The sequence below is a fragment of the uncultured Sulfuricurvum sp. genome (assembly GCF_937936435.1).
Lineage (GTDB): Bacteria > Campylobacterota > Campylobacteria > Campylobacterales > Sulfurimonadaceae > Sulfuricurvum.
This window is the reverse complement of sequence record NZ_CALDDG010000011.1, coordinates 1-26,405: the sequence shown is the minus strand read 5'-3', so window position 1 is coordinate 26,405 and position 26,405 is coordinate 1. Positions and strand designations below refer to the sequence as shown.

Below are 26,405 nucleotides of genomic sequence, written 5' to 3'. Positions count from 1 at the left end.
AAGGGCTTACTGTTAGAACAGTGATTTTAGTTTGAGGCAAATGTTCACGAAAGTACTCATTTGGGTGAAAAAATTATCCACGATGAAACTGAGATCAGAAAAGTTATCGACTTTATTGTTATAGATGTCTTAGTTACCCATATGCTTCAGGAAGACCACAAGTTATGAATAAACCTTACTAAAAGCGAAGTTTCCAATGTCTCTTTTGCACAATCTTCACTTATTTTAACTTCTGTTTGTGGCAATATAATGACACTTAACAAAAATACTAGAATCGATTTAGATTTCGTTGGATGAGAAATTTGGCTGCTTCAGGATTGTTAAACTAAGGTGTCAATGTTATACATTGCTAGGTTCTACTGACTGACACCCATACTGTGAAGCAATATTTTATTACTTAAACGGAGAGAGTCGAGTGGTGAGGTGCAAGAAATTTTTTATATGTTTTGTTATATTATTAATCAAGTCTAAATAATATGGAATAGTTGAAGTGAATAAACGTAAAATTAATCAAAGCCTAAGGAATTTAAGAATTATATTCCTATTTCTTATCTGCTTAACTGATGTTTATGCATCAACACATCAAAAATATAATTTTCTTGTATTGCTTTCTTACAATGACGAGTTACCATGGGAAAAAGAGTTTCGTCATGGTTTGGAAGAAGGACAAAACGAATTTACTCCAACGATCAACTTTTTTTATGAAAGTATGGATGCCAATCGCCTTCAAAAACAGATGCCAGAAAAATACTGGGTCGAATATCTCAGCAGAAAATACGGCAGTGTTCAGATTGATGGAATTATCATCGAATCCGATGTTGCATCTGCACTCTTTTTAAAATACTTTCCAGAACTATTTCCTGGTATACCTGTCGTTTGCTATGCAGACACAAAAGATGTTCCTGATTACAATGCAACCTTAACGCTTCAGGTAAATGTCAATAGAAGTATATCCGAGACTATTCAATTAGCTTTGGATCAAAACCCTAACGCTACACATGTATATGTCGTCGACAGACATCCTGAACTTGGCAATCGTCTGATGGAAATTCTGAAACAGACAACATCACTTCCGATTACCCGTTGGACAGACTTTTCCCTCCCTGACTTGGAAAAGAAAGTCCAAAGTGTAGGAAAAAATAGTATTATATTTTATACTCGAGTTCATGATGATAATACAGGCAAGAAGTGTGTTCCTAAAGAAGTGCTCGAACGTATTGTGAAAGTTTCCCCTGTTCCAGTTTATAGTTTTTATAGTTCTCTGCTTGGATCTGGCACTATTGGTGGGCGTATGATTGATGCTTCTAAAACGGCTAAAGAACTTGTTAGAGCTTTGCTCGACTACCACCAAAACGGAGCATTTGGAAATTATTACCATACGACTCAAATGATAATCGACTATAGTGCATTGAATCGATACGGAATCAGTACATCCACAATTCCACAAAATGCATATGTTATTAACAAACCTATACCTATATGGAAATCATATCCTTTAGCATTTTTTTCAGCAGTCTCTATTATCTCCTTGCTTACTGCATTATCAATAACTTTATTACTACTTTACATAAGAGTAAAAAAAGTTCAGATGTTTGAAAAATTGCAAAAATTTGTTGATCTTCAGCACAGTATTGTGATATTAACGGACGGATACGAATTACAATTTGCCAATAAAAGATTTTTTGAGTTTTTTGGTTATGACACTATCGAAGCGTTTCACAAAGATCATGCTTGTATTTGTGACTGTTTTGTTAGAGACGATATTTTTTTTCATCTTGGCAAAGTCACCAACAATGAGAAACATTGGATTGAGAGCATGTTGCATGTGTCTGGGCGTAACCGAATTGTATCGATGCTTGATCACTATTTAAAGTCCCATGCATTTGTTGTCTCCATAAATCAGTTTGATTCTAAAACCTATGTAGTCAACTTTACAGATATTAGCGATAACTTTATTGAAAAGTTGGAACTAGAAAAACAGGCATTACATGATCAGCTCACTGGGATGTATAATAGAACTTATTTTGACATTAATATTATTACTTTGATTAATCAAAATAATCTTGATCATAAGAGCACCGGCTTTATTATATTTGATATCGATCATTTTAAAACCGTAAATGATCAATATGGGCATGATGTCGGAGACAGTGTTTTGATAGAATTAAGTGCCCTAATTCAGTCATTAGTTAGAAAGGATGACTATTTGATCCGCTGGGGTGGTGAAGAGTTTTTATTGATTTTTCCAACTGATAATCTTAACAATATTGAAAAATTTGCTGAGCATCTACGAACATCAGTATCAAATAAATCTTTTAAATACGTTGATAAGCTGACATGTAGTTTTGGAGGAACATTACATGTTGAGAATGAAAGTGTGCAACAAACAATTAAAAGGGCAGATATAGCACTTTACAATGCAAAAAACAACGGGCGTAATCAAGTTATAGTTAATTTATAAATACAAAACAAGATAGGTAAAATTATAGTATTACAATTGACTTTCAAACCCACTAAACTTTTCCTGACCCGATAACAAGATGAAAGACCCTCTATGGAACTTTGAAATTGAGTGCCACCGTGACTTTCTCAAACAGTAAAAAATCAGTACACTTGATGATCTTACTCGCCAATGTTCAAACATCTTTCATAAGTGTATGGAGCAAGTGCGCTTAGTCGATATCTCAACGATCAGTGAAAAAGACTAGGTAGCTAACCGTCTCTATAAAGCGCAAACCCATCCGCCATGGGAATATCTCGATTCATCTTATACGTTCAACGTTGTGAAGCAAAATACTATCCCTTTAGAACGGGTTATTTATGCTTCAAAAGAACTTGCCTCTAACGACTTTATTTAAAATTTTTTGACCTGTTTGAAGAAAAAAAGCCATAACGTCTTACTTTTGGAACACAGATTGTAGCTACGAGCTTTTCGTGTTCCACAAAGTGTTCAACAATCCAAAATCCTGAATTCCCAGATATCCTATAGACATTTGGAACAAAAAATGTGCCTTTATATATCCAAGGATTTTTCCAGCCGATCTACAACATATTTTAGATTTAATCTTGACACTCTTTTTCAAACCCGCTAAACTTTTCTTGACCCGATCAAAAGGGTACATTAAAATTTTGGTTCCAATGAACCGCATTTAAGGTCAAAGAACGCAATAACAAAAAGAAACGCAAGTAGGCAACACCTAGGCAGAAACAATAGAAAAAGCGAAAAAAACGTGGAGGTTCTCGATTAATTCGAGTCTGAGAGAAGCGTAGAGCGTACGTACATAAATAGAGCCGCACAGAAGCCGCATAAGCACCCTTACATAAACTAAGCACACAGATAAAGAACCAGATAAATTACCTATTGTCTATTTCCAATGCTCGCCGCCCTATACCGCGTGCTTTGCGGCTATGCCGCCGCAAAGCGGAAAGGCGGCGTTTGCCTTTGAAAGACCACCACGCTTTAGCGTGGGGGAAACAACGAGTTAATCAGTTGTGGAAAGATCAAAAAGCAATCGAAGTATTAGGATGAAATGGGGGTATATAGTAATACCCCCTTAGAAACAAAAAATAGGTAAATATACGCGGCTTTAGGAACCCTGTAAAGGGTTAAAAATGATTACTTCTGTTAATGCTCCATTAGGAACGGAGCAAGAAGCGTTAAACGGCGTTGCCTCTGTCGAGGCTTACAATTTCCCGACCGCTTCGGGAATCGATTCACTTTATTATTTCATTCAATCCAATAGTGCTTATGAATCGTTCTATCACTATTCGATTTTCTCTGTTGTTGAACAAGCCAAAGAGACAAACGGCGGGTTTATTCCCAAAGGCTCTTTAAAAATCATCATCTCTGATATTGAGTTTGTCTATCTGGGCAAAGAGCAGGGCTTTTACTTCTTCAGTGACGTTGCGGGTGCATTTCGTGTCGGATTCAAAGACCCAAACACGAACCGCGGAGTTCAAGATATTCGGGTACAGCTTCAAGGCTTGGGCATCTATGCTTTGGGATTGACATTCCTTGTCGATTACATCAATACGTGCATACTCAAAGAGATAACCGAACCGTTCTACTTCGTCACCCGTGTTGATCTCAATATCTTTTGCCAGTTTGATTTGGGCAGTGTTATTCAACCTGAACAGATCGCAACCCGTAAACGAAAGTTTAGCCGTGTGATTGGAACTAAAAACCGATACGAAACGCTTTACATCGGCAAGCCTCCCTCACGTTTTCGAATCTATGACAAGTTAATCGAACTCGATAAAACCTCAGAGAAGTTCTATTACATGAAACTCTACTTTGAACAGTACGGTATCAAGATGAAAGACCCTCTATGGAACTTTGAAATCGAATGTCACCGTGACTTTCTCAAACAGTATAAAATCAGTACGCTCGATGATCTGCTGAGTAATGTTCAAACACTCTTTCATAAGTGTATGGAACAAGTGCGTTTGGTTGATATCTCCACGATCAGTGAAAAAGACTTGGAAGCTAACCGCCTCTATAAAGCACGTACTCATCCGCTGTGGGAATATCTCGATTCGTCTTATGCGTTCAACGCAATAGAGCAAAACACTATCCCTTTGGAACGTGTTGTTTATGCTCCAAAAGAGCTTACGTCTAACGACTTTATTGAGGACTTCCGTGCATTGGTCGGTAAATACGAACAACACGCCATTACAGTCAATCAAGACGAAGTAAGAGAAGTATTGCACGAAAGCCGTCTGTGGCTTACCAAAGAAGCAAAACAAGCGCTCAAACCATTTATTCCCGTAGTGCTTCAAACGGATGAACGCAACTATCTGCTTACCCGTAACTTTATAGCTGTTCCGACACTGCCGAAGAGTTTGGAACATACAAGTGATATGCAACTGAAACAACTTAGTGAACTGCTCACTAAAGCACTGCATCAAGAGTTAGCCCAAAAAGATCAAGACATCGGACTGATCGTTAAACATATTCAGATGGTCAATGAAGAGATTCATAACAGAAGAGTAGGGCAAAAGGAGTTAGAACTATGGCAACAATAGATCTGATTACCAAAAGCGACTTGATAGCATTTCAAAACAAAATCATGGAGCAGTTAAAGACACTGATACAACCCGAAAAGGAGTTCATTACAGAGAGTGAGTTAATTACTCTGTTTGATTTTAATAAATCAACTTTGGCAAAAATGCGAATGAATGGGGAGATTCCCTATTATAAATTTGGCGGAAAACTCTTTTATAAGGCTGTTGAAGTGAATAGAATTATTGAAAGAAATCAAGTTGGTTGAGAAAACTTAAGGCAAAAAGTGGTCACCTAAATGGTCACCCGATAAAACTTAAAGTGATTGAAAGTACATATTTTAGGGAGTTTAAAGTGGTGACCCCAAGGGGATTCGAACCCCTATGGCCAGAATGAAAATCTGGAATCCTAACCATTAGATGATGGGGCCACGTAAGTGGCTGATAAGTGGTGTCCCGTGATGGATTCGAACCATCGACCCCCTCATTAAAAGTGAGATGCTCTACCGGCTGAGCTAACGAGACGTAAACAACAATAAACTGTTCCAGCACAATTTATGGACGGGAATTATAGCGGTTAGAACCTTTTTTGTCAATAGTTTTTTAGTAAATATCCTCTTTTAGACGCTGAAAAGAAAAGTAAGATACTATAAACAAGGTATAAGGGCTAAAAAATGATATTATAGTGATGAATTGAAGAGCGGGAGTTATCATGATACGAACATTATTATCGATGATCGCCATACTGGCATCGCATCTGTATGCGGGGACGATTCAAAACGACAGTCAGTTTAAAGCGGCGGTTGCGTCTATGGGATCAGAGTCTAAAATGGTTCTTATGATCTATACGACAGATGATTGTCCGGAATGTGCCTATATGAAACACAAAGTATTTCCGGATAAAAATGTGGGCGCATATATGCGTCAGAATTTTATCGTGATCGAAAAAAACGTCCGAAAAGATCCGCTGCCTAAGGGGTATGACTTCTTCGGTATCCCGACTATGTTTTTTATCGATAAAGAGGGGAACAAGAAAGAGACGATCGTCGGAGGCAAACGATCAGAGCCGTTTTTACAAGAACTTCATCGGATACGGGAAAGGGAATGATAATAAAAGTTATAGTAACCGCCATGATCGGATCGCTATCGCTGTTTGCATACGATCCGTCGCATCTTAAAAAGGCGTTGGAAGAAAAAGAGTGCATCGGATGCGATCTGCGCGGAGCAAATTTACGCGATAACGATTTCAGCGGTGCCGATTTCCACGACAGCGATCTCAGCGGTGCCGATTTAAGCGGCAGCGTATTTGAAATGGCCGATTTTAGCGGATGCAATCTCAGTGACGCGAATGCGGAAGGGGCGATTTTCTGGAAAGGGACGATGAGCCATTCCAATCTTACCCGACTTCATGCACACGGGGGCAATTTTAAAGGGGTCCATCTCGACCATAGCGACTTGAGTTTCGCCGATATGCGGGGAACGAAAAGCTGGAAAGCCGATTTTACCGATGCCGTCTTGGTACAAACCGATTTTACCGATGCCGAATTGGGGGATGCGAAATTTGTCCGAACCGATCTTTACAGCACGACACTTAAAGGGGCGATCTTATGGCAGACCTTTTTCTCGGATACTATCATGAGCCGTTCACAATGTGCGTATGCCCAAAAAGAAGAAGCGATTTTCGATGCGGATATGACCTGCCGATAAAAAGGTTATAATTTCCGTATGAATGTATGGTCGTTTGATTTTCCGTGGGCATTTTTAGCACTGCCGCCACTGCTGTATTGCCTGTATCGGTGCAAGGTGATCGTTCATCCGCGCTATTTTCCCCATCTCTCTTTTTTCGGGAATATAGGGCGATGGCAAAATCTCGAATGGATGCTGAAGAACCTAGCGGTCATTCTGATGGTCGGGGGATTGGCGACACTGGTCAGTGTCGATTATTCCGATCCGAAAAACCGAAACGGGATCGATATCGTCCTCTCCATCGACGGAAGCGGGTCGATGAACGCATCGGGATTCGGGAACGATGATAACGGCCGTAAAAGCCGGTTTGAGATCGTTCAGAAGATCGCCGGCGATTTTGTAATGAAACGGATCGAAGATAACGTGGGTGTCGTGATGTTTGGCGATTTCGCTTTTATTGCGTCACCGGTAACGTATGAAAAAGAGATTATCGTCGAAATGATCGGATACCTTTCTCAGGGAATGGCGGGACAAAACACGGCGATCGGAGAGGGGATCGCGATGAGCGTACATGCCCTGCGCGATTCTAAAGCCCGTTCTAAAGTGATTATCCTTCTTACCGACGGGGAGCATAACAGCGGTTCGATTTCGCCGAAAGAGGCGATGGAACAAGTTCGAAAAGAGGGGATAAAGCTCTATACGATCGGAATCGGTAAACCCGGAGAGTTTGACAATGCTCTCCTAAAAAAGCTGGCGGAAGAGGGTGGCGGACGGTTTTTCGCTGCAACCAATGAAGAGGAACTCAAAGCGGTATATGCACAGATCGATACGCTTGAGAAATCTTCTATCAAAAGTGAGCAGCATACTTTTTTCGAACACTATTATCAGTGGTTTACTGCCGGTGCGTTGTTGATCGTTACATGGCTGATGTGGCGCAGAAGGATCGCTGTATGAGTTTTCTCTCGCCTCTTTGGTTTTTGGCGTATCTCGGTGTTATTGTGTATGTGTGGATCGCAAGGAGAAGAGAATGGCAGCTGCAACAAGGGCTTTTGGCGACGATCGCACTTCTGATCTTGGCACTGGCCCGTCCGGTAGTCGTCCAAAAGCCGATGAATGTGGAACAAAAGGGCTCGGATGTGGTTTTGGCGGTGGACTTGTCGTATTCGATGCGGGCGACGGATATCGTCCCCAGCCGTCTGGAAGCGGCGAAGCGGATACTGACCGAGATCGTCCGTAGAGATCAGATCGACCGTTTCGGCGTGATCGGATTTACCACCAATGCGATCGTTCTTTCCCCTCTTACGAAAGACAAGGAGTTGCTGGAGCACCTTTTTAACGGATTGGATGAATCGCAGATCATGACCAAAGGGACCAATATCATGAGTGCGTTGGAACTGGCGCGCAAAATGTCTCATGCCGCTCATCCCGTCGTCATTTTACTCACCGACGGAGGCGATGAAAGCTCGTATGCCAACGAAGAGGAGTTTGTCCGTGCCAATGATTTATCGCTGAGTGTAGTGATGCTGGCATCACGGGAAGGGAGTACTCTACCGGGAACGGAAGAGGGAGGCGTGTTGAAAGACGACGCGGGACATATCGTGCTCAGTGCCCGTAACGATGCGATCGAAGAGATCGTACATCAAGGCAAAATGATCCGGGGGACGGATACCGCAGCGGTTCTTGATCTTATCAATGAACGAAGAAATGAGGATTTTACGGGAAGTACATCGCTGATGCGTTATCAGGAGTGGTTTTATCTTCCGCTGGGGTTGGCATTGGCGGTTTTTATCAGTGTATTCACTACGCTAGGATCGAAAATCCGCACGCGGATCATTTGGCTGATGGCATTGGCAGGGGTATCGTCTCAGGGAGGAATGATCGATTTTGCCAATCTCTATTTTGCAAAGAGCAATTACGATCAGGGCTCTTTTGAACGCTCTGCCGAGCTATATGCCCGAGTCGATTCGATCTATGCGCGATATAACCGTGCCAATGCGCTGTATAAAGCGGGAAAATACCAGGAAGCGCTGATGCTGTATCACTCCATCCGAACCGACCGCGCCGCGTTTAAAGCCAATATCTTTTACAATATGGGCAATTGCCATATACGGCTTCAGGAGTTTGGCGAAGCGCGGGAGGCGCTGTTGAAATCGTTGAGTCTCCGTTACACCAAAGCGGCCGACCAGAATTTACGGGCAATCGCTCAGACACCCGAACAGCAGACTCTGAGTGTCCGTAAAGAGAAAAAAGACCGTTTCGCCGCGGAAGAGAACAAGCCGACGGGGGCGAAAAAAAGTGCCAAAGAGGGCGGGGGATCGAATATGAAAACGGATAGTGCATCCGGCGGCGGAGGAGACGAAGGGAAAAAAATGCAAAGCGACCCCCGGTTGTCGATGTCGCAGGGCAAAGCCAAACTCAGTTCCCGCCAATACGAACTGATCAATCAACGGAGCATCCATGAAACGAAGCCTTGGTAATCTTTTAATCGCTATGATCGCGCTTCCGACATGCGGATGGAGCGTGACGTATCATTGGCAGCTGCTTCGCTCTCCCCAAACCTTACGGGTGGATCAGAGCGCATTGGTACGCTATGAGTGCCGTTTTGACGAAAGTGCGGCCGATTATGCGATCAAACTCCATCCGGTGGACTCGGCATCGTATAAACTGACGATTCTTCGCGAGCAAAACCGGGTAGTAAAGGGGAAACGGATCGACACGTTCGATTTGGTACTCACCCCTAAGCAAAGCGGAACGATACCGGTCGCTATGGAAGGGGTCGTGGAGTATGTTCCGGCGGGGGCCGTCGACTATAATGCCCATTTGGGACGCGATAACGTGAGTAAAATCGATATTGTGACGACGAACATAACCCTTCCCACTTTTTCGTTTGAATCCAAACCCAACGATGCCGCATTGACCGGGAAGATGACGTTGGAAATTTCGGCGGACAAAACGCGCGTACGCGCCCATGAACCGCTCCATTTGAGTATTATTCTCAAAGGAACGGGGAATCTGGAAAAATTCACTCCGATTGAATTCAATATTAGCGGAGTAAAAGTCTTCTCCGAATCACCGCAAAAACAACTCTCGGCTACGTCGGAAGGAGATAGCGGAGAGGTCCGCCAAGAGTTTGCACTGGTCTCTGACAAACCGTATGTTATCCCTCCGGTGAGTTTGAATCTGTTTGACACGGAACATAACCGCTATAGCCATCTGACAACGGCTCCTATCCCCGTCGAAGTGGAGGAAGGGTATGACGTATCCTCCCTTTTGGATGCGCCCGACCTGACCAATACCGCGACTCTTCGGCGGTATGCGCTGTATGCCGGACTCATCGCTTTTGGAGCTGCAGCGGGAGAAGTGCTTCGCAGGGTGTGGAAATATCGCCCCCGACGAAAAACCAAACGTTTCTGGGAGAGAGCCCGATCTTCCAAAGAACTGGTGATGTTATTGGCGTTGGATGGGGACAAACGTTATGATAACATCGTTAGTCGGCTCGAATCGGGAGAGATCGGATTAAGAGAAGCTAAAAAGAAACTGGATAAACTCACACTAGATAAAAAGGTGGATCAATGATAGAGACTATTAATCGCATACGTGCCGAAGTCGCCAAAGTCGTCGTCGGTCAGGAAAAAATGATTGACGGATTGCTGATCGGGCTTTTGTGTGAGGGGCATATACTGATCGAGGGGATTCCGGGACTGGCGAAAACAACAACGGTCAAAGCGTTGTCGCAAACCCTCGGGCTTGAATTTAAAAGGGTGCAGTTTACCCCCGATCTTCTCCCGAGCGATATTCTGGGTGCTGAGGTATACGATCCTCAAAACAACGGGTTCAAAATCAAAAAAGGGCCGATTTTTACCAATCTCCTCCTGGCCGATGAGATCAACCGGGCTCCGGCAAAAGTGCAATCCGCATTGCTTGAAGTGATGCAGGAACGGCAAGTGACATTGGGGGATGAGAGTTTTAGACTCTCTCCGCCGTTTTTGGTCATGGCGACCCAAAATCCCATCGAGAACGAAGGGGTTTACCCGCTCCCCGAAGCACAGCTGGATCGTTTCATGTTGAAAATCAAAGTGGGCTACAACACTCCGGAAGAGGAACTCTCCATCGCCCGCAGAGTCGCCTCTTCATCCGCCGAAGCGATTAATGCGGTGATCACTCCCGATCTTTTGAATACCCTCAAAGCGGCGGTGAAAAAAGTCCATATCGACGAAGAGGTTGAACGTTATATGATCGCTTTGGTCAGTGCGACCCGGGAGCCTGAAAAATACGCTCTAGGATCGATCCGTAAATATCTGCAGTTCGGTGCCAGTCCGCGTGTCAGTATCGATATGTTCAAAGCGGTACGTGCCGTCGCTTTTTTACGCGGCAAGGATTTCGTCACTCCGGGCGATATCGCATCGATTGTCAAGGAGTTGATGCGCCATCGGATCGTACTGACTTATGAAGCCGAAGCGGAGGGGATCGAGATCGACGATTTGATCGAACAGATCGTAAAAGCGGTACCGATTCCGTAAAATCATGTTCGAATACCGTGTGCCTGCGCTAGAGGCACGGAAGCTTGTCTCGTTCGAGGCAGAATAAGGGAATATATGAAAAACAGTCGTCATATATTGTTAAAAGCCCGTCGGCAGATCATTGCGGATCGGATCGGCAACAATCCTTCGCTGTTTCGGGGGGAGGGGTACGATTTCATCGAACTGCGCGAATACATAGCGGGAGACGATACGCGCCACATCGACTGGAATATCACGGCCAAGATGCAGCGCCCCTATATCAAAGTTTTTCGCGAAGAACGGGAACTCAGTGTTGTGACGGTAGGGATGCTGGGCGGAGGGCTTCATTTCGGGCGCGAACGATTTAAAATTGATGCTTTGGCCGAAGCGGTTGCCCTGATCGGCTATTCGGCATTGGCCAACGGTGACCTTTTTACCCATATCAATTTTTCCGAAACGCTGCGGGATGAAGTCCGGGCAAGTAAAAAACGGTTCGCCGTGGCGCAAAGCGTAGAGGGGATCATGGAAGCGGAGCTGCTGAACCGTCGAGCCGACTATAATGCGATGGCGACGACTTTGTATAGGCGGTTGAAACGGCGTTCTTTGATTATTGTTTTGGGCGATTTTTTCGAGATTCCCGATTTACGTTTGTTAGCAAAAAAACATGAGGTCGTTGCCATCGTGGTGAGAGACCGGTTTGAAGAATCCCCCGAACCGTTGGGCTTCAGTGCGTTGGTCGATCCTGAGAGCGGCGCGGTGCTCGAAGGGGATTTCAATGTACGGAGTGTAGGCAGATACCGTGAAAAAGTGCGGGAACATGATGTGGCTCTTTTTGATCGATTTCGGCGTGACGGCGTCCGATCGGCAAAACTCTATACCGATGCTTCCGCTTCGGTAACGCTGCGCCGTTTGTTTGAGGGGCGTGTATGAACGAAATGGCAGACATTCCGGTCAACGACATCGCACCGCTGGCGGAAGTACACGATTATTCGATTTACCTGTTTATCGGATCGGTAGTTCTGGGAAGTGCCGTAGTAATCAGTCTCATGTTTTGGGTGTTGAAAAAATGGAAGACACGCCGTTTGAGCGAGCGAAAGGTATTGTATGCGAGGCTCGAATCGGTCGACTTCTCCGATCCGAAGCGGGCGGCGTATGAGATCAGTACGTTAGGACGATATTTTTCCGCAGATAATGAAAGGACGCAAAAGGCGTTTCATAATCTGTTTGAACGTCTGGGCCGATATAAATACGCTCCGAATGTGGATGCTATCGATGATGAGACGATAGGCTACTATCATCTGTATCTTGAGATTATCGATGTTTGAGGGGATTTATTTTCAATTTCCGAAGTTGGGATTTTTACTTTTTTTCTTTTTAGCGTGCGAGGCGTTGTGCCCTTTGCGATCCAATCCTTTGTATTTTCCCCGCATCGGAATGTTCGGCGGATCAGGGGTTAAAAATCCTCTTTGGTTGTGGATTGCCAAATGGGCGATGATCTCACTTCTGATCGTCGCTGTGATGTCCCCTGTACGAGACAAAAAAGTGGAATACGAGGGGAATGGAGATGACATCCTTTTCCTCATCGATACGGCAAGTATCAATCGTTCTCTTGTTGATAAGATCGCATTGTTTGTGCAGGAGCATCCGCATGATCGGTTTGGTGTGCGCAGCGGTGCCGATGTCATTATTCCGCTGACATATGAACATGATGTCCTCATATCGATGTTGCGCCAAGTGCGACAAGAAAAAAGCGAGGCGATAAGTGCGGAGGAGATCAGCCGCTTTTTCGCCACCTCTGCGGAAGGAAAAAAATACGCGATCATCCTTTCCGAATATCCAAAATCGTTTGTCGGTATGCTCCCCTCGGGAGTGGAAGGGGTGTTTTTTTCACCTGCGGACAACCATGCATGGAATGTTGCGGGTGCACTGCGCAGGGTTGAATTTCCGCATCATTACTTCGATTTTTATTATGTCTACCCCCTTTTTCTGGCATTTTTAGCGATGTTGGCATATTTGTACGGGCGCAATCAAAAGGGGTTGAAATGAGTTTTGCATTTCTTCACCCGGAATTTTTCGTCTGGATGATTCCCCCTATGGCAGTTTTGTTTTATTTTTGGCAGACTCAAAAATCGCGGGAATATCACTATTTTAGCGATGAGACCGTCCGAAAACTCCGCGCACCTGAAATTACTATGGGGTTAAAAGGGCGTAACGTCTTGTTTCTGCTGGCATCTCTGCTGATGATAGCGGCGATGGCACAACCGGTCATGATACCTAAAGGGGATATGGAAGAGGGACGTGCCGATATTTTAATCGTTTTGGATCTTTCGAAAAAATCGGCGGAAGCTTTTGAGAAAGAGAAGGAAGAAACCCTTGATTTGATTCGTAGATTGGAGGGAGAACGGATCGCCATTGTCGGAATAAGCGACGCTTTGTACCGAATATCACCCTCGAGCATCGATGTGGGGATACTGATTCGATTGGTACAGGGACTCCACCCTGAGATATTGAAGACCGCTTCCATCGACACGGGGTTAATGGATGCCCTCAAAGATTCGTCTCTTCATATTTGTATCGGATTTCCTCCCTCTTTTGCCGATACGGAAAAAACGGTTTTCTATGGAGAAAAGAAAATGCAGATTGTGTATGCGCGGATAGCTGAGCAGAAAAGAGCCCGGATGCTGTATGCCCATATTCCTCTTTTCCCCTACCCCCTCGGCCTTGCGATGTTGCTGATCTGGATCGCCCTTTCATCGATGAGCAAACGGCGTACGGTTCCGCTGACGGCCTTTTTGCTGATGCTTACACTCCCTAACCTCCCGCTACATGCAGGATTATTGGATTTTAGGATACTGCAAAACGGGTATGCTGCCTATGAACGGGGAGAATATGATAAAAGTGCGGCCTATTTCAAAGAGTATCAATCGTCGCACGATTCTCCTGAAATACGCTATAACTTGGCTAACGCGCTCTACCGTGCCGGAAAATACGAAGCAGCCCGTTATTGGTACCGCCGGGTCTATACGGATAATATATTATTGGCGGAGCGTGCGGCGTCGAATCTGGTAATGACTGAAAAACAGATCGAGGCCAAACAGGGGAGCCGCCAAATCGAAGGTGTCGTTTCTCATGTTTCGGTAGAACATGCTAGAGTATCTGCACACGGATTGAAGACAGAGACGCTTTTTCAGACCCGTTTGTATCGGATACCTTAGGAAAAAATCTCGTAGAGTTTGTTGGCTTCTTTCATCTCTTTGCGTAAAGCGACATAATCTTTTTCCTGCAAAGCTTGTTTGATCGTATGCAGTTCAGTCTCGAACAGTTCGATCGCTTCGAGGACGTTTTCGCGATTTTGGCGAAAGATATCTTCCCACATCGCCGGCGAACTCTTCGCCAATCGGCTCATGGAACGAAATCCCCCCGCTGCAAGGGTTAGAATATTCTCTTTTTCCTCCTGTGCCAAGACGGTATTAGCCAGAGCGTATGAGATGACGTGGGGCATGTGACTGATAAAAGCGGCATGGCGGTCATGTTGTGCCGCTCCCATCGTATGCACCTGCATACCGATCGAGCGGAAAATGCGCAAAGCGGTATCTCTTTGGGAATGACCACTGTGCTCAAGATCACATAAAACGACTACCTTGTCGGCATACAGCCCTTCCAATGCGGCATTGGGACCGAACTGCTCCGTTCCCGTCATCGGGTGGGCGGGGATAAAGTTTTCACGGATAGAGGGGGGGATCGCATCGACGATGAGTGCTTTCGTACTGCCCAGATCGATGAGGGTCTTATCCGTGCCGGAGAGATCGGTACATTCCCCGAGCAAGGCGATGACGCCGTCAACCGGAACGGAGAGAAAAATGACGTCGCACTCGGCTTTGAGTTGTTCGAACGGAACGATTGCCTGTACCAATCCACGTTGAAGCGCAATGCGCTGATGCTCTTCATTATGATCCGTGCCGATAATAGAGGTGACAAACGAGATATGTTTGAGGGCCAAAGCCATAGATCCCCCCATCAATCCCAGTCCAACTATTCCGATGCGCATTCGATTCCTTCTGGTCCATTTTGGAAGTGAAAGGGGATAAAAGCCCTTTCGTTTTATGCCGCTTAGGGCATAAATTGTCTCTCTATGAGGTGTAATGATGTTATTTTAGCCCTTTTAAGTTTAATTTACGGAACATTAATTATCGAAGTGATAGAATGGGAGACAATTTTAATGCAACGGAATTTTGGCTTGAAAACAATTACCCTATCATTGGTAGTGGCAAGTGCACTTTTGCACGCCTCTACACAAAACGTCCAATCGATCCAATATGACGGAATGGTTCATATTTCTGAGGCAGTTGCTAAGCGGCTCAATGAGGTCAAAATCGGAGCTCCGTTAGACTCTGCGGATGTCGATAAGACGATTAAAAATTTCTTTGATCAAGGATATTTCGAAGATATTTGGGTTGAAGAAAATGAAGGAAAAGTGACGTTTCATTTTAAAGAGAAACCGATTATTTCCAAAATCGAGCTAAAAGGGTATAAAGATAACGACGAAGAGGCGAAAAAGACCCTTTTGCAAATCGAAAAAGGGTCTTTATTCGACGAAAAACGGCTTGAAGCGGCTAAAAAACGGATCATTGATGCATTGAGTCAAGACGGAAAGATCGATTCGGTTGTCGAAATTCAGAGCGAAAAACTGGATAATGGCAGTATGCAGGTTACCTTTGTCGTCAACGAAGGGGAAGAGATCATCATTAAAAAAGTTCACTACGCCGGAGTGCAAGCGGTCGACAGTGATGATTTTGACAGCATGATTGCCAATAAAGAGCATGAGTTTATGGGATGGATGTGGGGTAGAAACGACGGGAAAATGAAGCTCGCCGAACTTCAGTACGATCCGTTGCGTATCCGTGATTTTTACATGCAGCGCGGGTATTTGGACGCTAAAATCGATGAGCCGTTCGTGCAAGTCGATTTCGATCATTACGAAGCGGAGATGTCATACAATATTTTTGAAGGAGATGTCTACCGCGTCAGCGATATTCTGGTCTTTCAGGATACGAAAGTGATCGATGATCAAGCGTTGTTAGACGTTATTACCCTTGAGAAAAACAAACCGTTTAACATCAAAACGTTCCGCGACGATGCCGACCGTATCAAAACGAAAATTGCCGATTTGGGATATGCCTACGTGCAGGTTCAGCCCGATCTGAAAAAAGACAAAGACAACAAAAGCGTTGATGTCGTCTACCGCATCATTCCGGGCAAAAAAGTACATATTCGCAATGTTGTCATTTCCGGAAACAACCGTACGCTCGATCGGGTTGTTCGTCGCGAACTCTTTTTGGCACCGGGTGATCTGTACAGTGTGACCAACTTGAAAGACTCCCGTAATGCGATCGGCCGTACCGGATATTTTGAGAGCAATACGATTGAAGAAAAGCGGATTGACGATGAGACGATGGATCTGATCGTCCAAGCCAAAGAGGCTCCGACCGGTAACATTCAACTGGGTGGGGGATACGGAAGTTTCGGAGGAATCCTCCTCAGTGTCGCCGTCAGTGACCGTAATATTTTCGGTTCGGGGATCAACGTGGGATTGAATCTGGAACGTTCACAACGTACCAGCAACTACTCATTCAATATTTCCAATCCGCGTCTTAACGACAGCGATTTCAGCGGAAACTTTTCTATATATAAAAGTGCTACCGAGTATGACAGCTATACCGTCGATTCGACGGGGCTCAGTTTCGGTACCGGGCATCGATTCAGCCGTTACGTGAGCGGTTATGTCGGATACAACTATTCTAAAAACAACTATAGCGATGTTGACACCAACAGTACCAACTATGATCCGCGTTACTATGAGAACTATTCAAAAAGTTCGGTTTCCGTTTCCGCAACATTTGACAATACCGACGATTATTATGTTCCTCGTGAAGGGATGGTCGCATCCCAAAGTTTCGAACTCGCCGGCCTCGGCGGTGATGCTGATTTCTGGAAAAGCCGTACCAGCTTCGCCGCGTATCAAGGGCTTCAAAAATTGACCGATTTCGACCTCATTCTCCGGTATAAAGCGCGTTTTAACTATGCAAGCAAAAACGGCTATTTACCGCTGGGCGAAAAATTCTACATGGGGGGAATCGGTTCGGTTCGCGGGTATCAGGCTTACTCCATCTCTCCGACGGACGGATATAACTCCAGCGGAACGCCGTATCGTATCGGGGGGACTCAAAGCTTCTCGAATAACCTTGAGTTCAGTGTACCGTTAGTTCCTGAAGCCCGTATGCGTGCAACGGCATTTATCGACTATGGGATGATCGGTGAGAGCAGTATGAGCGAAATCAAACGGGGCGGTTACGGGATTGCATTGGAATGGTTTAGTCCGGTAGGACCGTTGCAACTCGTATTTGCCAACCCGATCGGGGATGAGAAAGATGATGACATCGCCCATTTCGAGTTCACCATCGGGCAACGTTTCTAATCTACTATCAGAGAAATGCTCTGATAGCGCGGATAAACGATTCAGCGTCGAAAGATTTTAACAACCATCAAGAGCATTCCGATTGCCGCCATGGCGATTCCTCCGACTACCACCCCTGCAATTGCATTGACGACAAAAGGAAGACTCCACCCCAATATATTTCCTAGTAAAGGGACACTTTCGGCGAGAGGGGTAAGGGTTTCTATCCAATGATGGATAAACGAGAGACCGTGGACCAAAATACCGCCGCCGACTAAGAACATAGCAGCCGTTCCGACGAGGGTCAATGTTTTCATCAGGCGCGGAGCGAAGCTAAGTAACGCACTGCCGACGAAGCGTTTGAGGGTTCCTCTTTTCCCTTCTTTCGCCGTCTGGAGCAGATAAAGTCCTACATCGTCCATTTTGACGATGGCGGCGACGGCACCGTATACTCCGACGGTCATTACGAAGGCCACTCCCGAAACCACGATGCTTTGCGTTAAAAGTCCTTTATCGGCTACCGTTCCCAAAGCAATGACGATGATTTCGGCAGAGAGGATAAAATCGGTGCGGATTGCCCCTTGGATTTTCTCTTTTTCAAATTGTTCCATATCGACGTTAGGATTGTGAAAGGCATCGATGTTCGGATCGTGCTGGTCCGAAGTAGTGTGCGCTGAGTGGAGAAACGGATGGGCAATTTTTTCAAACCCTTCATAGCACAAATAGGTGCCCCCCAACATTAAGATAGGGGTGATCGACCAGGGAGCCAATGCGCTCAGGGCAAGTGCCGAAGGGACAAGAATCAGTTTGTTGCGCAGCGAGCCTTTTGCCACGGCATAAACAACAGGCAATTCCCTCTCAGCGCGTACCCCGGCAACCTGTTGGGCATTGAGGGCTAAATCGTCTCCCAGCACACCGGTGGTTTTTTGTGCGGCAGTCTTGCTCATGGCTGCGACGTCGTCTAAAACGGCGGTGATATCATCAATGAGAAGAAGAAGACTGCTCCCGGCCATGTGCTACTCCTGAAAAACAACAATCAGATTTTTCGGCAAGACGATATTTCTGAGCTGTTCTCTGGCCAGGTAGAGGTGTTTGCCACGGATTTCGAGTTTGCCGTCTATATAATGCACGGAGAGGGTGTCGGCATTGATACGGGCGGCTAAAAGAATATGGGAAAGCCATAAGATTGCCGATAAGGCATCGACCGTTGCATTATCGGGTAAAAGAGTTCCATAGCCGGCACGAGGGATGAGCGAAGAAGATCGGGAACCCTTTTTGAAGAGAAGAAGGTGGGATATCAAAACGATCTGTGTATGGCTTAGAGCATAATCGAGACCGCTCATTGCGATGTTGTGACTATGGCGCTGATAGGCATAATAGCGTATCCCGATACCGATCGGAAGCAGTTTAGCGGCGATGACAAGGTCATGGCGGTAATCAGTCTTAAGATTAAGCGGTGCTTGCAAGAGATCAAAAAGGCGTTTGACGAGATGGGAACATTGAATACCGTGATTGCTGTGGGTCGCATAGGTATCAAGCAGATAACGGACGCTCGGATTGTAGTTAGCCGAAAAAGAGGCGGCCGAGTTTCGCAGCAAGTCGTTCAAGAAGACCCCTTCGCGTACACCGACACCGCTGCAGACCAATTTTTGGGCACGGGTATGTCTGAGAATACGCTGGAGGATCAGAGTGCCGGGTTTAATCGTATCGAAACGGTCGGTCTTGATATAAAGCGATTTGAGTTTTTTGGGACCGGCTTGAAGAATCTGTTCGGCAAAGGTTTGGAAACGGACATCGTCCGTCGTGTAGGCATGCAGCTTTTTGAGAGGATAATTCTCTTTTTTCATTAATGCACGGGTGAGTGCGCGAAAGGTTCCTCCGATACCGATAAAAGTATCTATTCCGAAATCGGGCAGGGCGGAGAGGGCATTATCGATATAGGCGACGGCTCCAGCTAAGTCATTGCGGTCGAAAAAAAGTTCTTTGATTCGGACGGTTCCGATATTGAGCGAATACAGGGTTTCTACCTTACCGTTGCGCAATACGGCAAACTCGCTTGATCCCCCACCGACATCTACGGTGAGCGCATCCATTTTGGGCAAAAGGTTAGCACACGCGATTGCACCCAAATAAGCCTCTTTTTCACCGTCGATTACTTTGATTGAGAGATTATGCTCACGTTGGATACGGCTGATGAATTCCTGAGCGTTGGGAGCATCGCGTAATGCAGACGTAGCGACGCATAAAAGTTTGCGGGCACCGAAAGAACGGGCAATAGATAAGAATTCGCCGATTGCCTGAGCGGTACGGTTCATAGCGGCAGATTGTAGATAACCGTCGTTCTTGTACGCGTGTTCACTGAGGCGGACGGAACTTTTGACCTCGTGCAGAATATGAAAAGAGAAACGGCTGGTCTTTTGAAAAACCGCCATTCGCATGGAATTGCTTCCGATGTCGATAACGGCGGTGCATTTCGCCATTTACTGCTCTTCTTCGGTCAATTGCTGATGTTTATAGAGCAGCTCCTGCATGGTTTCGACATTGTCTTTATCGGGGATGATACAATCAACCGGACAAACGGCAATACATGCCGGTTCATCGTAGGTTCCTACGCATTCAGTGCAACGGTCCGGATCGATGATATAAATCGGATCGCCCTCTTCGATAGCATCCATAGGGCATTCTTCACGGCATGCGTCGCATGCGATACATTCATCGATGATAAGTAGTGGCATAGGTTAAACCTCGATTTTTGTTTTCGTTATGCGCGATTTATAGCGAAACGAACCTTTGAGCATTTTTAAACGGTTTCGATTTATCGCTGAGGGAGGAGACAACACAGTTTGGAAGGGAGCACCAGACGCGCGCAACTGCCGTCGATTCCGTCTTCACGGTTCGTCAAAGTGATCTGCGCCCCGATCGCTTCGGCGGCACTTTTCGCGAGGAACAGACCCAATCCGACACCCGATTTGTTTCCTTGACGCATAAACGGGGCAAATAGGTCGATGCTTTCGTCGATGCCGCATCCTTCGTCGATTACCTCGATGACGATCCCTACCCCGTTTAAATGGCTTTTAAAGGTAATTGTTTTTCCCTCAGGGGTGAACTTGAGTGCATTTTGGAGAAAATTTTGGAGGATTTGATTCAAAAGAGTCGCCTGAATGACGGCACTGAACGCATCCGGCTCGAAATGGGTCACAAGTTGTTTATTTTCGCTGTGGGCCAGCAGTTTGAAATCGCCTTCCCACTTTTTAAGAATTTGGATAATATCGACTTCGACCGGAATTTCGAGTTGAGCCCCTTCTTGCCGTCCGATGTTAAGGATATCGGCAACGATTTTATTCATTTCATCGACACTTTGATTGGTGATTTTGATCGCTTCGATATACTCTTCGGGCGAGCGTTTTTTGATCAATGTAACCTGGTTTTTGAGTTTGATGACGGCTAAAGGGGTTTTGAGCTCATGTGCCGCTCCGATAAAAAGCTCTTTTTGATATTTGACGAAGTTTTGAATCCGTCCCATAAGGCGATTCAGCGTTTCTCCTAACGGTTCGAATTCATCCGGGAGCTGTTCGACTTTGATCGGACGTATCAAATGTTCGTTCATATTGGCCAGACGGCGGCTCAAAGCGCTGATCGGTGCGATCAGCATTTTGGAAAATGCGATGGCATAGAGGATGATGACGATAAACCCGACCGCATTAATCAAAAAGATGGAGTTCAAAATTTTTCGCAGCAACCGTTTGGTAGGGGTAATATCCCGGCTTACTTTGAGATAGGAAGAGTGCTCGAAATCAAACGGATAGATCAATGTCAGCGTCGTCGTCTTATCCCGATGAGTCGTCTCGTAAAAATCAAGATGTTCGACGTTGGATGTGAGTGTAATTAACTCGACGTTTACCCCCATGAGAGTCTCGGAATTACTTTGTTTCGCGGATAAAAGGGATTTGTACGAAGAGATATTTTCGGCATATCCGATCAGTTCGGACTGTTTCTCGTCATAAATGGATTGTTTGATAAAAAGGTATAAAAAAGAGGAAAATAGGATAACCAATGCCGCCGAAGCGACAATGAGTTGGAAGAGAAAGCGTCGTCTTATGCTTCTTTTGGAAAACAAAAGCGGTATCCTCGGCGACGAACGGTCTCGATAGTAGTGATACCGAGGGGCTTATCCATCTTTTGGCGGATTTGGTTGATTGCAACCTCGATAACGTTCGGAGTAACAAGCTCAGGTTCTTCCCAGATCGCATCCAATAATTGCTCTTTGGAGACGATTTGGTCACGATGACGGGCAAGATGTGTCAATACTTCGAACGGTTTGCCTTTGAGTTCGATCTCTTTTTCTTTATAGATGATTTTTTCTTCTTCAGGATTGATCGTCAAATCATCGATCTCAATAATGTTGCTACCGCCGAAACGGAGACGCGCTTCGATACGTGCTACGAGAACGTCGAAATCGAACGGTTTGCGGATATAGTCATCGGCACCTGCGCGCAGCGCTTCAATTTCGCTTTCGTTATCGTCGCGTGCGGAGAGGACAACAACCACGGTTTTAGGAGTGTTGGTTTTAATATCGGGAATAATATCAACGCTATTGCCGTCCGGTAACATCCAATCCATCAAGATCAGGTCATAGTTACGGATATCGAGGTAATACTCACCGTCTTTTAGGGTCTCAACGACATCGCTTTGGTAACCAAACTCTTTCAGGCCTTCAGCCAAAGTTTTATTGAGGGTTACTTCATCTTCAATGATCAGAATACGCATTCACGTTCCTCAGTGCGGAAATTTTCCCGAAATGATACCACAGTTTTAGAAAATTTTAAACTTTTTTTCAATTTTTTTTAAAAAAAGGATTTTTTTTGAACATGGACGGTGTATTTTAGAGATTATGCAATCCCCGCAAGGGGGAGTATGGAGAATTATTGAGCAGGATTGGGGATGATTTTGATTTCGACGCGACGGTTGGCTTCACGTCCTGCCGGGGTATCGTTGGTAGCGACGGGCGCATTTTCTCCAAAGCCTATGGCTTTAATCCGATCTGAACCGACGCCGCGAGTCGTAAGTGCAGAGCTGACGCTTTGGGCTCGCAATTGAGAGAGGCTGAGGTTTGACGCATCGCTTCCGACGTTATCCGTATGTCCGTGTACTTCAATTTTTGTTTCGGGGTATTTGGTCATGACGCCCGCGATGTCGTCAAGAACCGGATTGAAATTCGGTTTGATATTGGCTTTGCCGGTATCGAACGTGATACCGCCGGGCATATTGAGATTAATGGTATCGCCCTGACGCTGTACTTCGACACCGCTTCCTTTGAGCTCTTTATTGAGTTCTTCTTCTTGTTTGTCCATATAATAACCGATCCCGCCGCCGGCCAGGGCACCGACCGCCCCTCCGATAAGGACTCGTTTAGCACTGTGATTTCCGGTCGCTCCGCCGGCTGCCGCACCTGCGAGACCGCCGATGATCGCTCCTGTTTGTGTTTTTGATAAACCGGTTTCGGCACATCCGCTTAAGATCAAGGCAGCTGTGAGAGCGGAAAGAAAGAGTTTTGTCATGATATCCCTTTGGATGATGTTTTAAAAATTATATCGATCAAATATGGCAGAAATGTTAACAAGCGTCGATTAGGTTAAAAAACAAAGCGTTCTGCAACTCCGACGTTGCAGTGGGGAAGAATGTCGGGCTTTCGGATGGAAAGGTATAATTCGTTGATTTGAGGAAAACTTTTTTTTAGCGCTTCGGCCAACTCTTGCAAGGCGGTTTCGATCAGTTCGAAACGTTTCTCATCCATCGTTGTGCGGATAAGCTCGACAACATCGGCGTAGTTGATAAAATCATTTTTTTTGTAATCGTAGACGATAGTGCAATCGATTTGTACGTTTTGCGGAGTAAGACGCTCGAAGTCGAGAATACCGATAACCGTCTCGAACGTCAGATTTTCGATTAAGACGGTCATGCGACCCGTTTCTCTTCCCCTTTTAGCAATCGGACAAAGTTCGGAATATGTTTATAAAAAAGGATAAAGGCGATAAAAAGGACAGGGGCATGAAACATCGCGGGGTAGAGGACGAACGCTGCGATTACCAGTGCCAAAAGCCCCAGCATAGAAGAGAGCGAAGAGATACGGATCGTTTTTGCGGCAATTCCCCATACGACGAGAGCGATGATCGTGGGGATCGGGAGCATGACGGCCATGACGCCCATGCCAGTAGCAACCCCTTTGCCCCCTTCGAACCACAGATACGGGCTGAAGCAATGACCGATAACGGCGAGTACGGCAACCATCCATTGAACACTTTCATCCATTCCCATATATTTTGCGGCAAGGACGACGGCAATCCCTTTGATCGCATCGAGAGCAAGAGTTGCGGCACCGAGTTTTTTGGCTAAGGAAGGATTCGTCTCTTTTACGACCCGTAATACGTTTGTCGCACCGATGCTTTGGGAACCGGCTTCTTTAACATTGACTCCGGCAAATACTTTCGCCAAAATCAATCCGAAAGGGATACCGCCGAGAAGATAGGCGATAAGATAAAACTGTACGTTTTGGTTAAATAAAAAATCCATAGAGAACCTTAGCAATTATTTTGATGGGCGCTATTATAAATCACGGATGGTTACAACTGCCTAAAAATGTGCTGAAAGAAAGAGCCTCTTCAAGAAGTCAAAGTCGCGAGTTGGCTATAATAACCCTCTTATCAGCAGTACAAGGATTAAAGGTTTGAATACCGAAGAGTTAAAACAAAAAATTATCGATCTTAAAAACCGTCTCAGCGTAACGGTCGTCGCACATTACTATCAGCGGGACGAAGTATTCGAGATGGGGGATATCACCGGGGATTCGCTTGAACTGGCGAAACGTACCATGGCGGACGATGCGGAATTTGTAGTGTTCTGCGGTGTCGGCTTTATGGGTCAAAGCGTCAAGATTCTCAGTCCCGAAAAACGGGTTGTGATGCCGAAAGTAGCCTGCTGTGCTATGGCGAAAATGATCGACGGACTCTATTACGACCAATCGATTGCCAAACTTGAAGAGGCAGGGATCAAAGCGGAAGATATTTTGCCGATCACCTATATCAACTCCAATGCCGATGTCAAAGCCCGCGTCGGGAAAATGGGGGGGATGGTTTGCACCAGTTCCAACGCCAAAACGATTATCACCAAAGCCCTCGCGGAAGGGAAAAAGATTTTATTTGTCCCTGATCGCTGTCTGGGTCAGAATATCGCCAATATGATGGGGCTCAAATCGTGCGTTATCGGCGACGGAACCGATCCAAAAGAGGCCGACATCATCTGTTATGACGGGTTTTGCTCGGTGCATCAGCTTTTTAGTGTCGATGATATCGAGTTTTACCGTAACAAATATCCGGGAATTTTGATCGCCGTTCACCCTGAATGCGATCCCTCTATCTGTGATCGCGCCGATTTCGTCGGATCGACGTCACAGCTGATCAAATACATAATGGAACTTCCAACTGATCAAAAAGTGGCGGTCGGAACCGAGTTTAATATGGTCAACCGCCTCCGCCCTTCCAATACCTATATCCTCTCCTCGACGAAACCTGAGTGTCCGACGATGAACGAGACGACATTGGAAGACTTGTATAATACTCTCAAAGCGATCGAAGAGGGCAATCCGATCAATGAGATCGAGGTGGATGAAGAGACGCGCTACTGGGCAAAAATTGCATTAGAGAGAATGATGGCGTTATAAAATGAATGACAATATTTTTCAAGCCAAGCTTCCAAAATATAAAGAAGGTTATGAGCAAGAAATAGTTTTACATATTGCGGCAATGTGTCTTATTCTTTTTTTAATTGTAAATGGATGGGAAAATACTGATTTAGATAGATTTTTTGCTTTTTTATTTGGATTGATTTCTATCGTTGTTTTTTACGAAAAAATTTATCAATACATCGTGATTGATGCAATAAGATTCGACAAAAATTATATATTTACAATGAAAAATGGAAAGGATATTAATTCTGCAAAATTAGATAATATAGGAGTTAAAATTGATTCTGAGCGTAATGGAAGTTTAAATCGAAGCTTTTATGATATTTCAATCAATAAAAAACTTTTTAATTTTCGAGAAAAAGACATGGGAGAAGAAGAATCAAAAATATTTTTAGAGACATTATCTCAGTATATAGGTTGTGATGAGAACATTTTTTCAGAGCTAACGTATAATCAAGTTGTGCCTATCAGTTTAAATAATATGTTAGATAAAGCTATTCAAAGTAAAGTTCAACATATTATTAATCAGTATGAATATAAAAAATATAGGTGGTTAGTCGTTCCTGTGATTATGGTTGCTGTAGCGATGACACATTATATTTTAAATCATTGAACATCTATAGTGAAAACAGCGATATGCTACAATAAGATAAAATTTCAAAAAGGATTATAAATGTTATCCATCCGTATCGATAATCCTGAATTAGAGAGCTATATCAACGAAGAGTATCGAGGTGATGAAAATACCCTTGCCCGACAGTTCGTCGAATTTCTGCGATTTCAAAAGATAAAAAACGAAGTGAAAACTTCGATAGAAGAGCTAGATCGTGATGAGTTTGTAACTCTCGATGAAGCGTTTGAGACGGCTACGGCAAAGTATGCCCGCGATTAATAAAATCGTTTTTTCCAAAAAAGCGACCTATCGTCTCACTAAAATAGCCGATTACATTTACGAGCAAAGCGTTTCGGAAAAGACTGCCTTTAGCTATATGATGAGATTAAAAGAGTACATAAACGATATTTT

Annotated in this window: 26 protein-coding genes and 2 tRNA genes; 17 read left to right on the top strand and 11 right to left on the bottom strand. The window is 44.9% G+C overall.

Features of this window, described 5'->3' with window-relative positions; translation table 11 throughout:
* Positions 1-490 precede the first annotated feature (490 nt).
* From Q0389_RS01670 to Q0389_RS01660, 3 genes are all read left to right on the top strand, one after another.
* The gene (locus tag Q0389_RS01670; protein WP_298690980.1) at positions 491-2,461 is read left to right on the top strand and encodes a GGDEF domain-containing protein; all 1,971 of its coding nucleotides are present in this window, start codon (positions 491-493) and stop codon (positions 2,459-2,461) included.
* Positions 2,462-3,612: 1,151 nt separating this feature from the next.
* Entirely contained in the window at positions 3,613-5,025 is a 1,413-nt protein-coding gene (locus Q0389_RS01665) for a hypothetical protein (protein ID WP_298690978.1), read from the top strand.
* Positions 5,013-5,270, top strand: a complete 258-nt coding sequence (locus Q0389_RS01660) for a helix-turn-helix domain-containing protein (RefSeq protein WP_298690976.1) — start codon at positions 5,013-5,015, stop codon at positions 5,268-5,270. The genes Q0389_RS01665 and Q0389_RS01660 overlap by 13 nt, the downstream gene beginning before the upstream one ends.
* Positions 5,271-5,357: 87 nt before the next feature.
* Here the strand turns inward: Q0389_RS01660 and Q0389_RS01655 are convergent.
* Positions 5,358-5,432, bottom strand: a tRNA-Glu gene (locus tag Q0389_RS01655).
* A gap of 18 nt (positions 5,433-5,450) precedes the next feature.
* Positions 5,451-5,526: transfer RNA gene (locus tag Q0389_RS01650), tRNA-Lys, on the bottom strand.
* A gap of 187 nt (positions 5,527-5,713) precedes the next feature.
* On the opposite strand from Q0389_RS01650, the gene Q0389_RS01645 reads away from it, so the two are divergent.
* From Q0389_RS01645 to Q0389_RS01600, 10 genes are all read left to right on the top strand, one after another.
* A complete protein-coding gene (locus Q0389_RS01645) occupies positions 5,714-6,109 on the top strand; it encodes a thioredoxin family protein (protein WP_298690974.1) in 396 nt (131 codons plus the stop codon).
* On the top strand, positions 6,106-6,708 hold the full coding sequence (locus Q0389_RS01640; RefSeq protein WP_298690972.1) for a pentapeptide repeat-containing protein: 603 nt from the start codon (positions 6,106-6,108) through the stop codon (positions 6,706-6,708). Before Q0389_RS01645 ends, Q0389_RS01640 begins: the two co-directional genes overlap by 4 nt.
* 18 nt (positions 6,709-6,726) lie before the next feature.
* The gene (locus Q0389_RS01635) at positions 6,727-7,641 is read left to right on the top strand and encodes a VWA domain-containing protein (protein WP_298690970.1); all 915 of its coding nucleotides are present in this window, start codon (positions 6,727-6,729) and stop codon (positions 7,639-7,641) included.
* Positions 7,638-9,164 carry a VWA domain-containing protein gene (locus tag Q0389_RS01630; RefSeq protein ID WP_298690968.1) on the top strand — a complete coding sequence of 509 codons (1,527 nt, stop codon included), beginning with the start codon at positions 7,638-7,640 and terminating at the stop codon, positions 9,162-9,164. The genes Q0389_RS01635 and Q0389_RS01630 overlap by 4 nt, the downstream gene beginning before the upstream one ends.
* The gene (locus Q0389_RS01625) at positions 9,145-10,263 is read left to right on the top strand and encodes a BatD family protein (RefSeq protein WP_298690966.1); all 1,119 of its coding nucleotides are present in this window, start codon (positions 9,145-9,147) and stop codon (positions 10,261-10,263) included. Before Q0389_RS01630 ends, Q0389_RS01625 begins: the two co-directional genes overlap by 20 nt.
* On the top strand, positions 10,260-11,207 hold the full coding sequence (locus Q0389_RS01620) for a MoxR family ATPase (RefSeq protein ID WP_298690964.1): 948 nt from the start codon (positions 10,260-10,262) through the stop codon (positions 11,205-11,207). The genes Q0389_RS01625 and Q0389_RS01620 overlap by 4 nt, the downstream gene beginning before the upstream one ends.
* Before the next feature lie 75 nt (positions 11,208-11,282).
* Positions 11,283-12,116, top strand: a complete 834-nt coding sequence (locus Q0389_RS01615) for a DUF58 domain-containing protein (RefSeq protein WP_298690962.1) — start codon at positions 11,283-11,285, stop codon at positions 12,114-12,116.
* A complete protein-coding gene (locus Q0389_RS01610; RefSeq protein ID WP_298690960.1) occupies positions 12,113-12,511 on the top strand; it encodes a hypothetical protein in 399 nt (132 codons plus the stop codon). The genes Q0389_RS01615 and Q0389_RS01610 overlap by 4 nt, the downstream gene beginning before the upstream one ends.
* Positions 12,492-13,232 carry a VWA domain-containing protein gene (locus Q0389_RS01605; protein ID WP_298690958.1) on the top strand — a complete coding sequence of 247 codons (741 nt, stop codon included), beginning with the start codon at positions 12,492-12,494 and terminating at the stop codon, positions 13,230-13,232. The genes Q0389_RS01610 and Q0389_RS01605 overlap by 20 nt, the downstream gene beginning before the upstream one ends.
* Positions 13,229-14,401, top strand: coding sequence for a tetratricopeptide repeat protein (locus tag Q0389_RS01600; RefSeq protein ID WP_298690956.1), 1,173 nt, complete (start codon positions 13,229-13,231; stop codon positions 14,399-14,401). Before Q0389_RS01605 ends, Q0389_RS01600 begins: the two co-directional genes overlap by 4 nt.
* Here Q0389_RS01600 and Q0389_RS01595 read toward each other — a convergent pair.
* Entirely contained in the window at positions 14,398-15,234 is an 837-nt protein-coding gene (locus Q0389_RS01595; protein ID WP_298690954.1) for a prephenate dehydrogenase, read from the bottom strand. The two genes, Q0389_RS01600 and Q0389_RS01595, sit on opposite strands and share 4 nt — an antisense overlap.
* A 189-nt stretch (positions 15,235-15,423) precedes the next feature.
* Between Q0389_RS01595 and bamA the strand changes: the two genes are divergently transcribed.
* A complete protein-coding gene (gene bamA / locus Q0389_RS01590; protein ID WP_298690952.1) occupies positions 15,424-17,661 on the top strand; it encodes an outer membrane protein assembly factor BamA in 2,238 nt (745 codons plus the stop codon).
* Between the two features lie 41 nt (positions 17,662-17,702).
* On the opposite strand, the gene Q0389_RS01585 is transcribed toward bamA, so the two are convergent.
* The 8 genes from Q0389_RS01585 to plsY all read right to left on the bottom strand — a co-directional run bounded on the left by Q0389_RS01585 (position 17,703) and on the right by plsY (position 24,210).
* Positions 17,703-18,653, bottom strand: a complete 951-nt coding sequence (locus Q0389_RS01585; RefSeq protein ID WP_298690950.1) for a DUF808 domain-containing protein — start codon at positions 18,651-18,653, stop codon at positions 17,703-17,705.
* Between the two features lie 3 nt (positions 18,654-18,656).
* Positions 18,657-20,120, bottom strand: a complete 1,464-nt coding sequence (locus Q0389_RS01580) for a Ppx/GppA phosphatase family protein (RefSeq protein WP_298690948.1) — start codon at positions 20,118-20,120, stop codon at positions 18,657-18,659.
* Positions 20,121-20,375 (bottom strand): YfhL family 4Fe-4S dicluster ferredoxin, encoded by a 255-nt coding sequence (locus tag Q0389_RS01575; RefSeq protein ID WP_298690947.1) that lies wholly within the window; start codon positions 20,373-20,375, stop codon positions 20,121-20,123.
* A gap of 80 nt (positions 20,376-20,455) precedes the next feature.
* On the bottom strand, positions 20,456-21,757 hold the full coding sequence (locus Q0389_RS01570) for a HAMP domain-containing sensor histidine kinase (protein ID WP_298690945.1): 1,302 nt from the start codon (positions 21,755-21,757) through the stop codon (positions 20,456-20,458).
* On the bottom strand, positions 21,736-22,407 hold the full coding sequence (gene hsrA / locus Q0389_RS01565) for a homeostatic response regulator transcription factor HsrA (protein ID WP_298690943.1): 672 nt from the start codon (positions 22,405-22,407) through the stop codon (positions 21,736-21,738). The genes Q0389_RS01570 and hsrA overlap by 22 nt, the downstream gene beginning before the upstream one ends.
* Positions 22,408-22,562: 155 nt before the next feature.
* Positions 22,563-23,198 (bottom strand): OmpA family protein, encoded by a 636-nt coding sequence (locus tag Q0389_RS01560; RefSeq protein WP_298690941.1) that lies wholly within the window; start codon positions 23,196-23,198, stop codon positions 22,563-22,565.
* Positions 23,199-23,272: 74 nt separating this feature from the next.
* Positions 23,273-23,599, bottom strand: coding sequence for a dihydroneopterin aldolase (locus tag Q0389_RS01555; protein WP_298690939.1), 327 nt, complete (start codon positions 23,597-23,599; stop codon positions 23,273-23,275).
* Positions 23,596-24,210: a glycerol-3-phosphate 1-O-acyltransferase PlsY gene (gene plsY / locus Q0389_RS01550; protein ID WP_298690938.1), complete on the bottom strand. Its 615-nt coding sequence runs from the start codon at positions 24,208-24,210 to the stop codon at positions 23,596-23,598. The genes Q0389_RS01555 and plsY overlap by 4 nt, the downstream gene beginning before the upstream one ends.
* A 154-nt stretch (positions 24,211-24,364) precedes the next feature.
* On the opposite strand from plsY, the gene nadA reads away from it, so the two are divergent.
* From nadA to Q0389_RS01535, 3 genes are read left to right on the top strand one after another with little or no spacing between them, the layout of a single operon-like run.
* Positions 24,365-25,357, top strand: coding sequence for a quinolinate synthase NadA (nadA, locus tag Q0389_RS01545; protein WP_298690936.1), 993 nt, complete (start codon positions 24,365-24,367; stop codon positions 25,355-25,357).
* Position 25,358: 1 nt separating this feature from the next.
* Positions 25,359-25,994, top strand: coding sequence for a hypothetical protein (locus Q0389_RS01540; protein ID WP_298690934.1), 636 nt, complete (start codon positions 25,359-25,361; stop codon positions 25,992-25,994).
* Between the two features lie 60 nt (positions 25,995-26,054).
* Entirely contained in the window at positions 26,055-26,273 is a 219-nt protein-coding gene (locus Q0389_RS01535; protein ID WP_298690932.1) for a hypothetical protein, read from the top strand.
* Positions 26,274-26,405 lie beyond the last annotated feature (132 nt).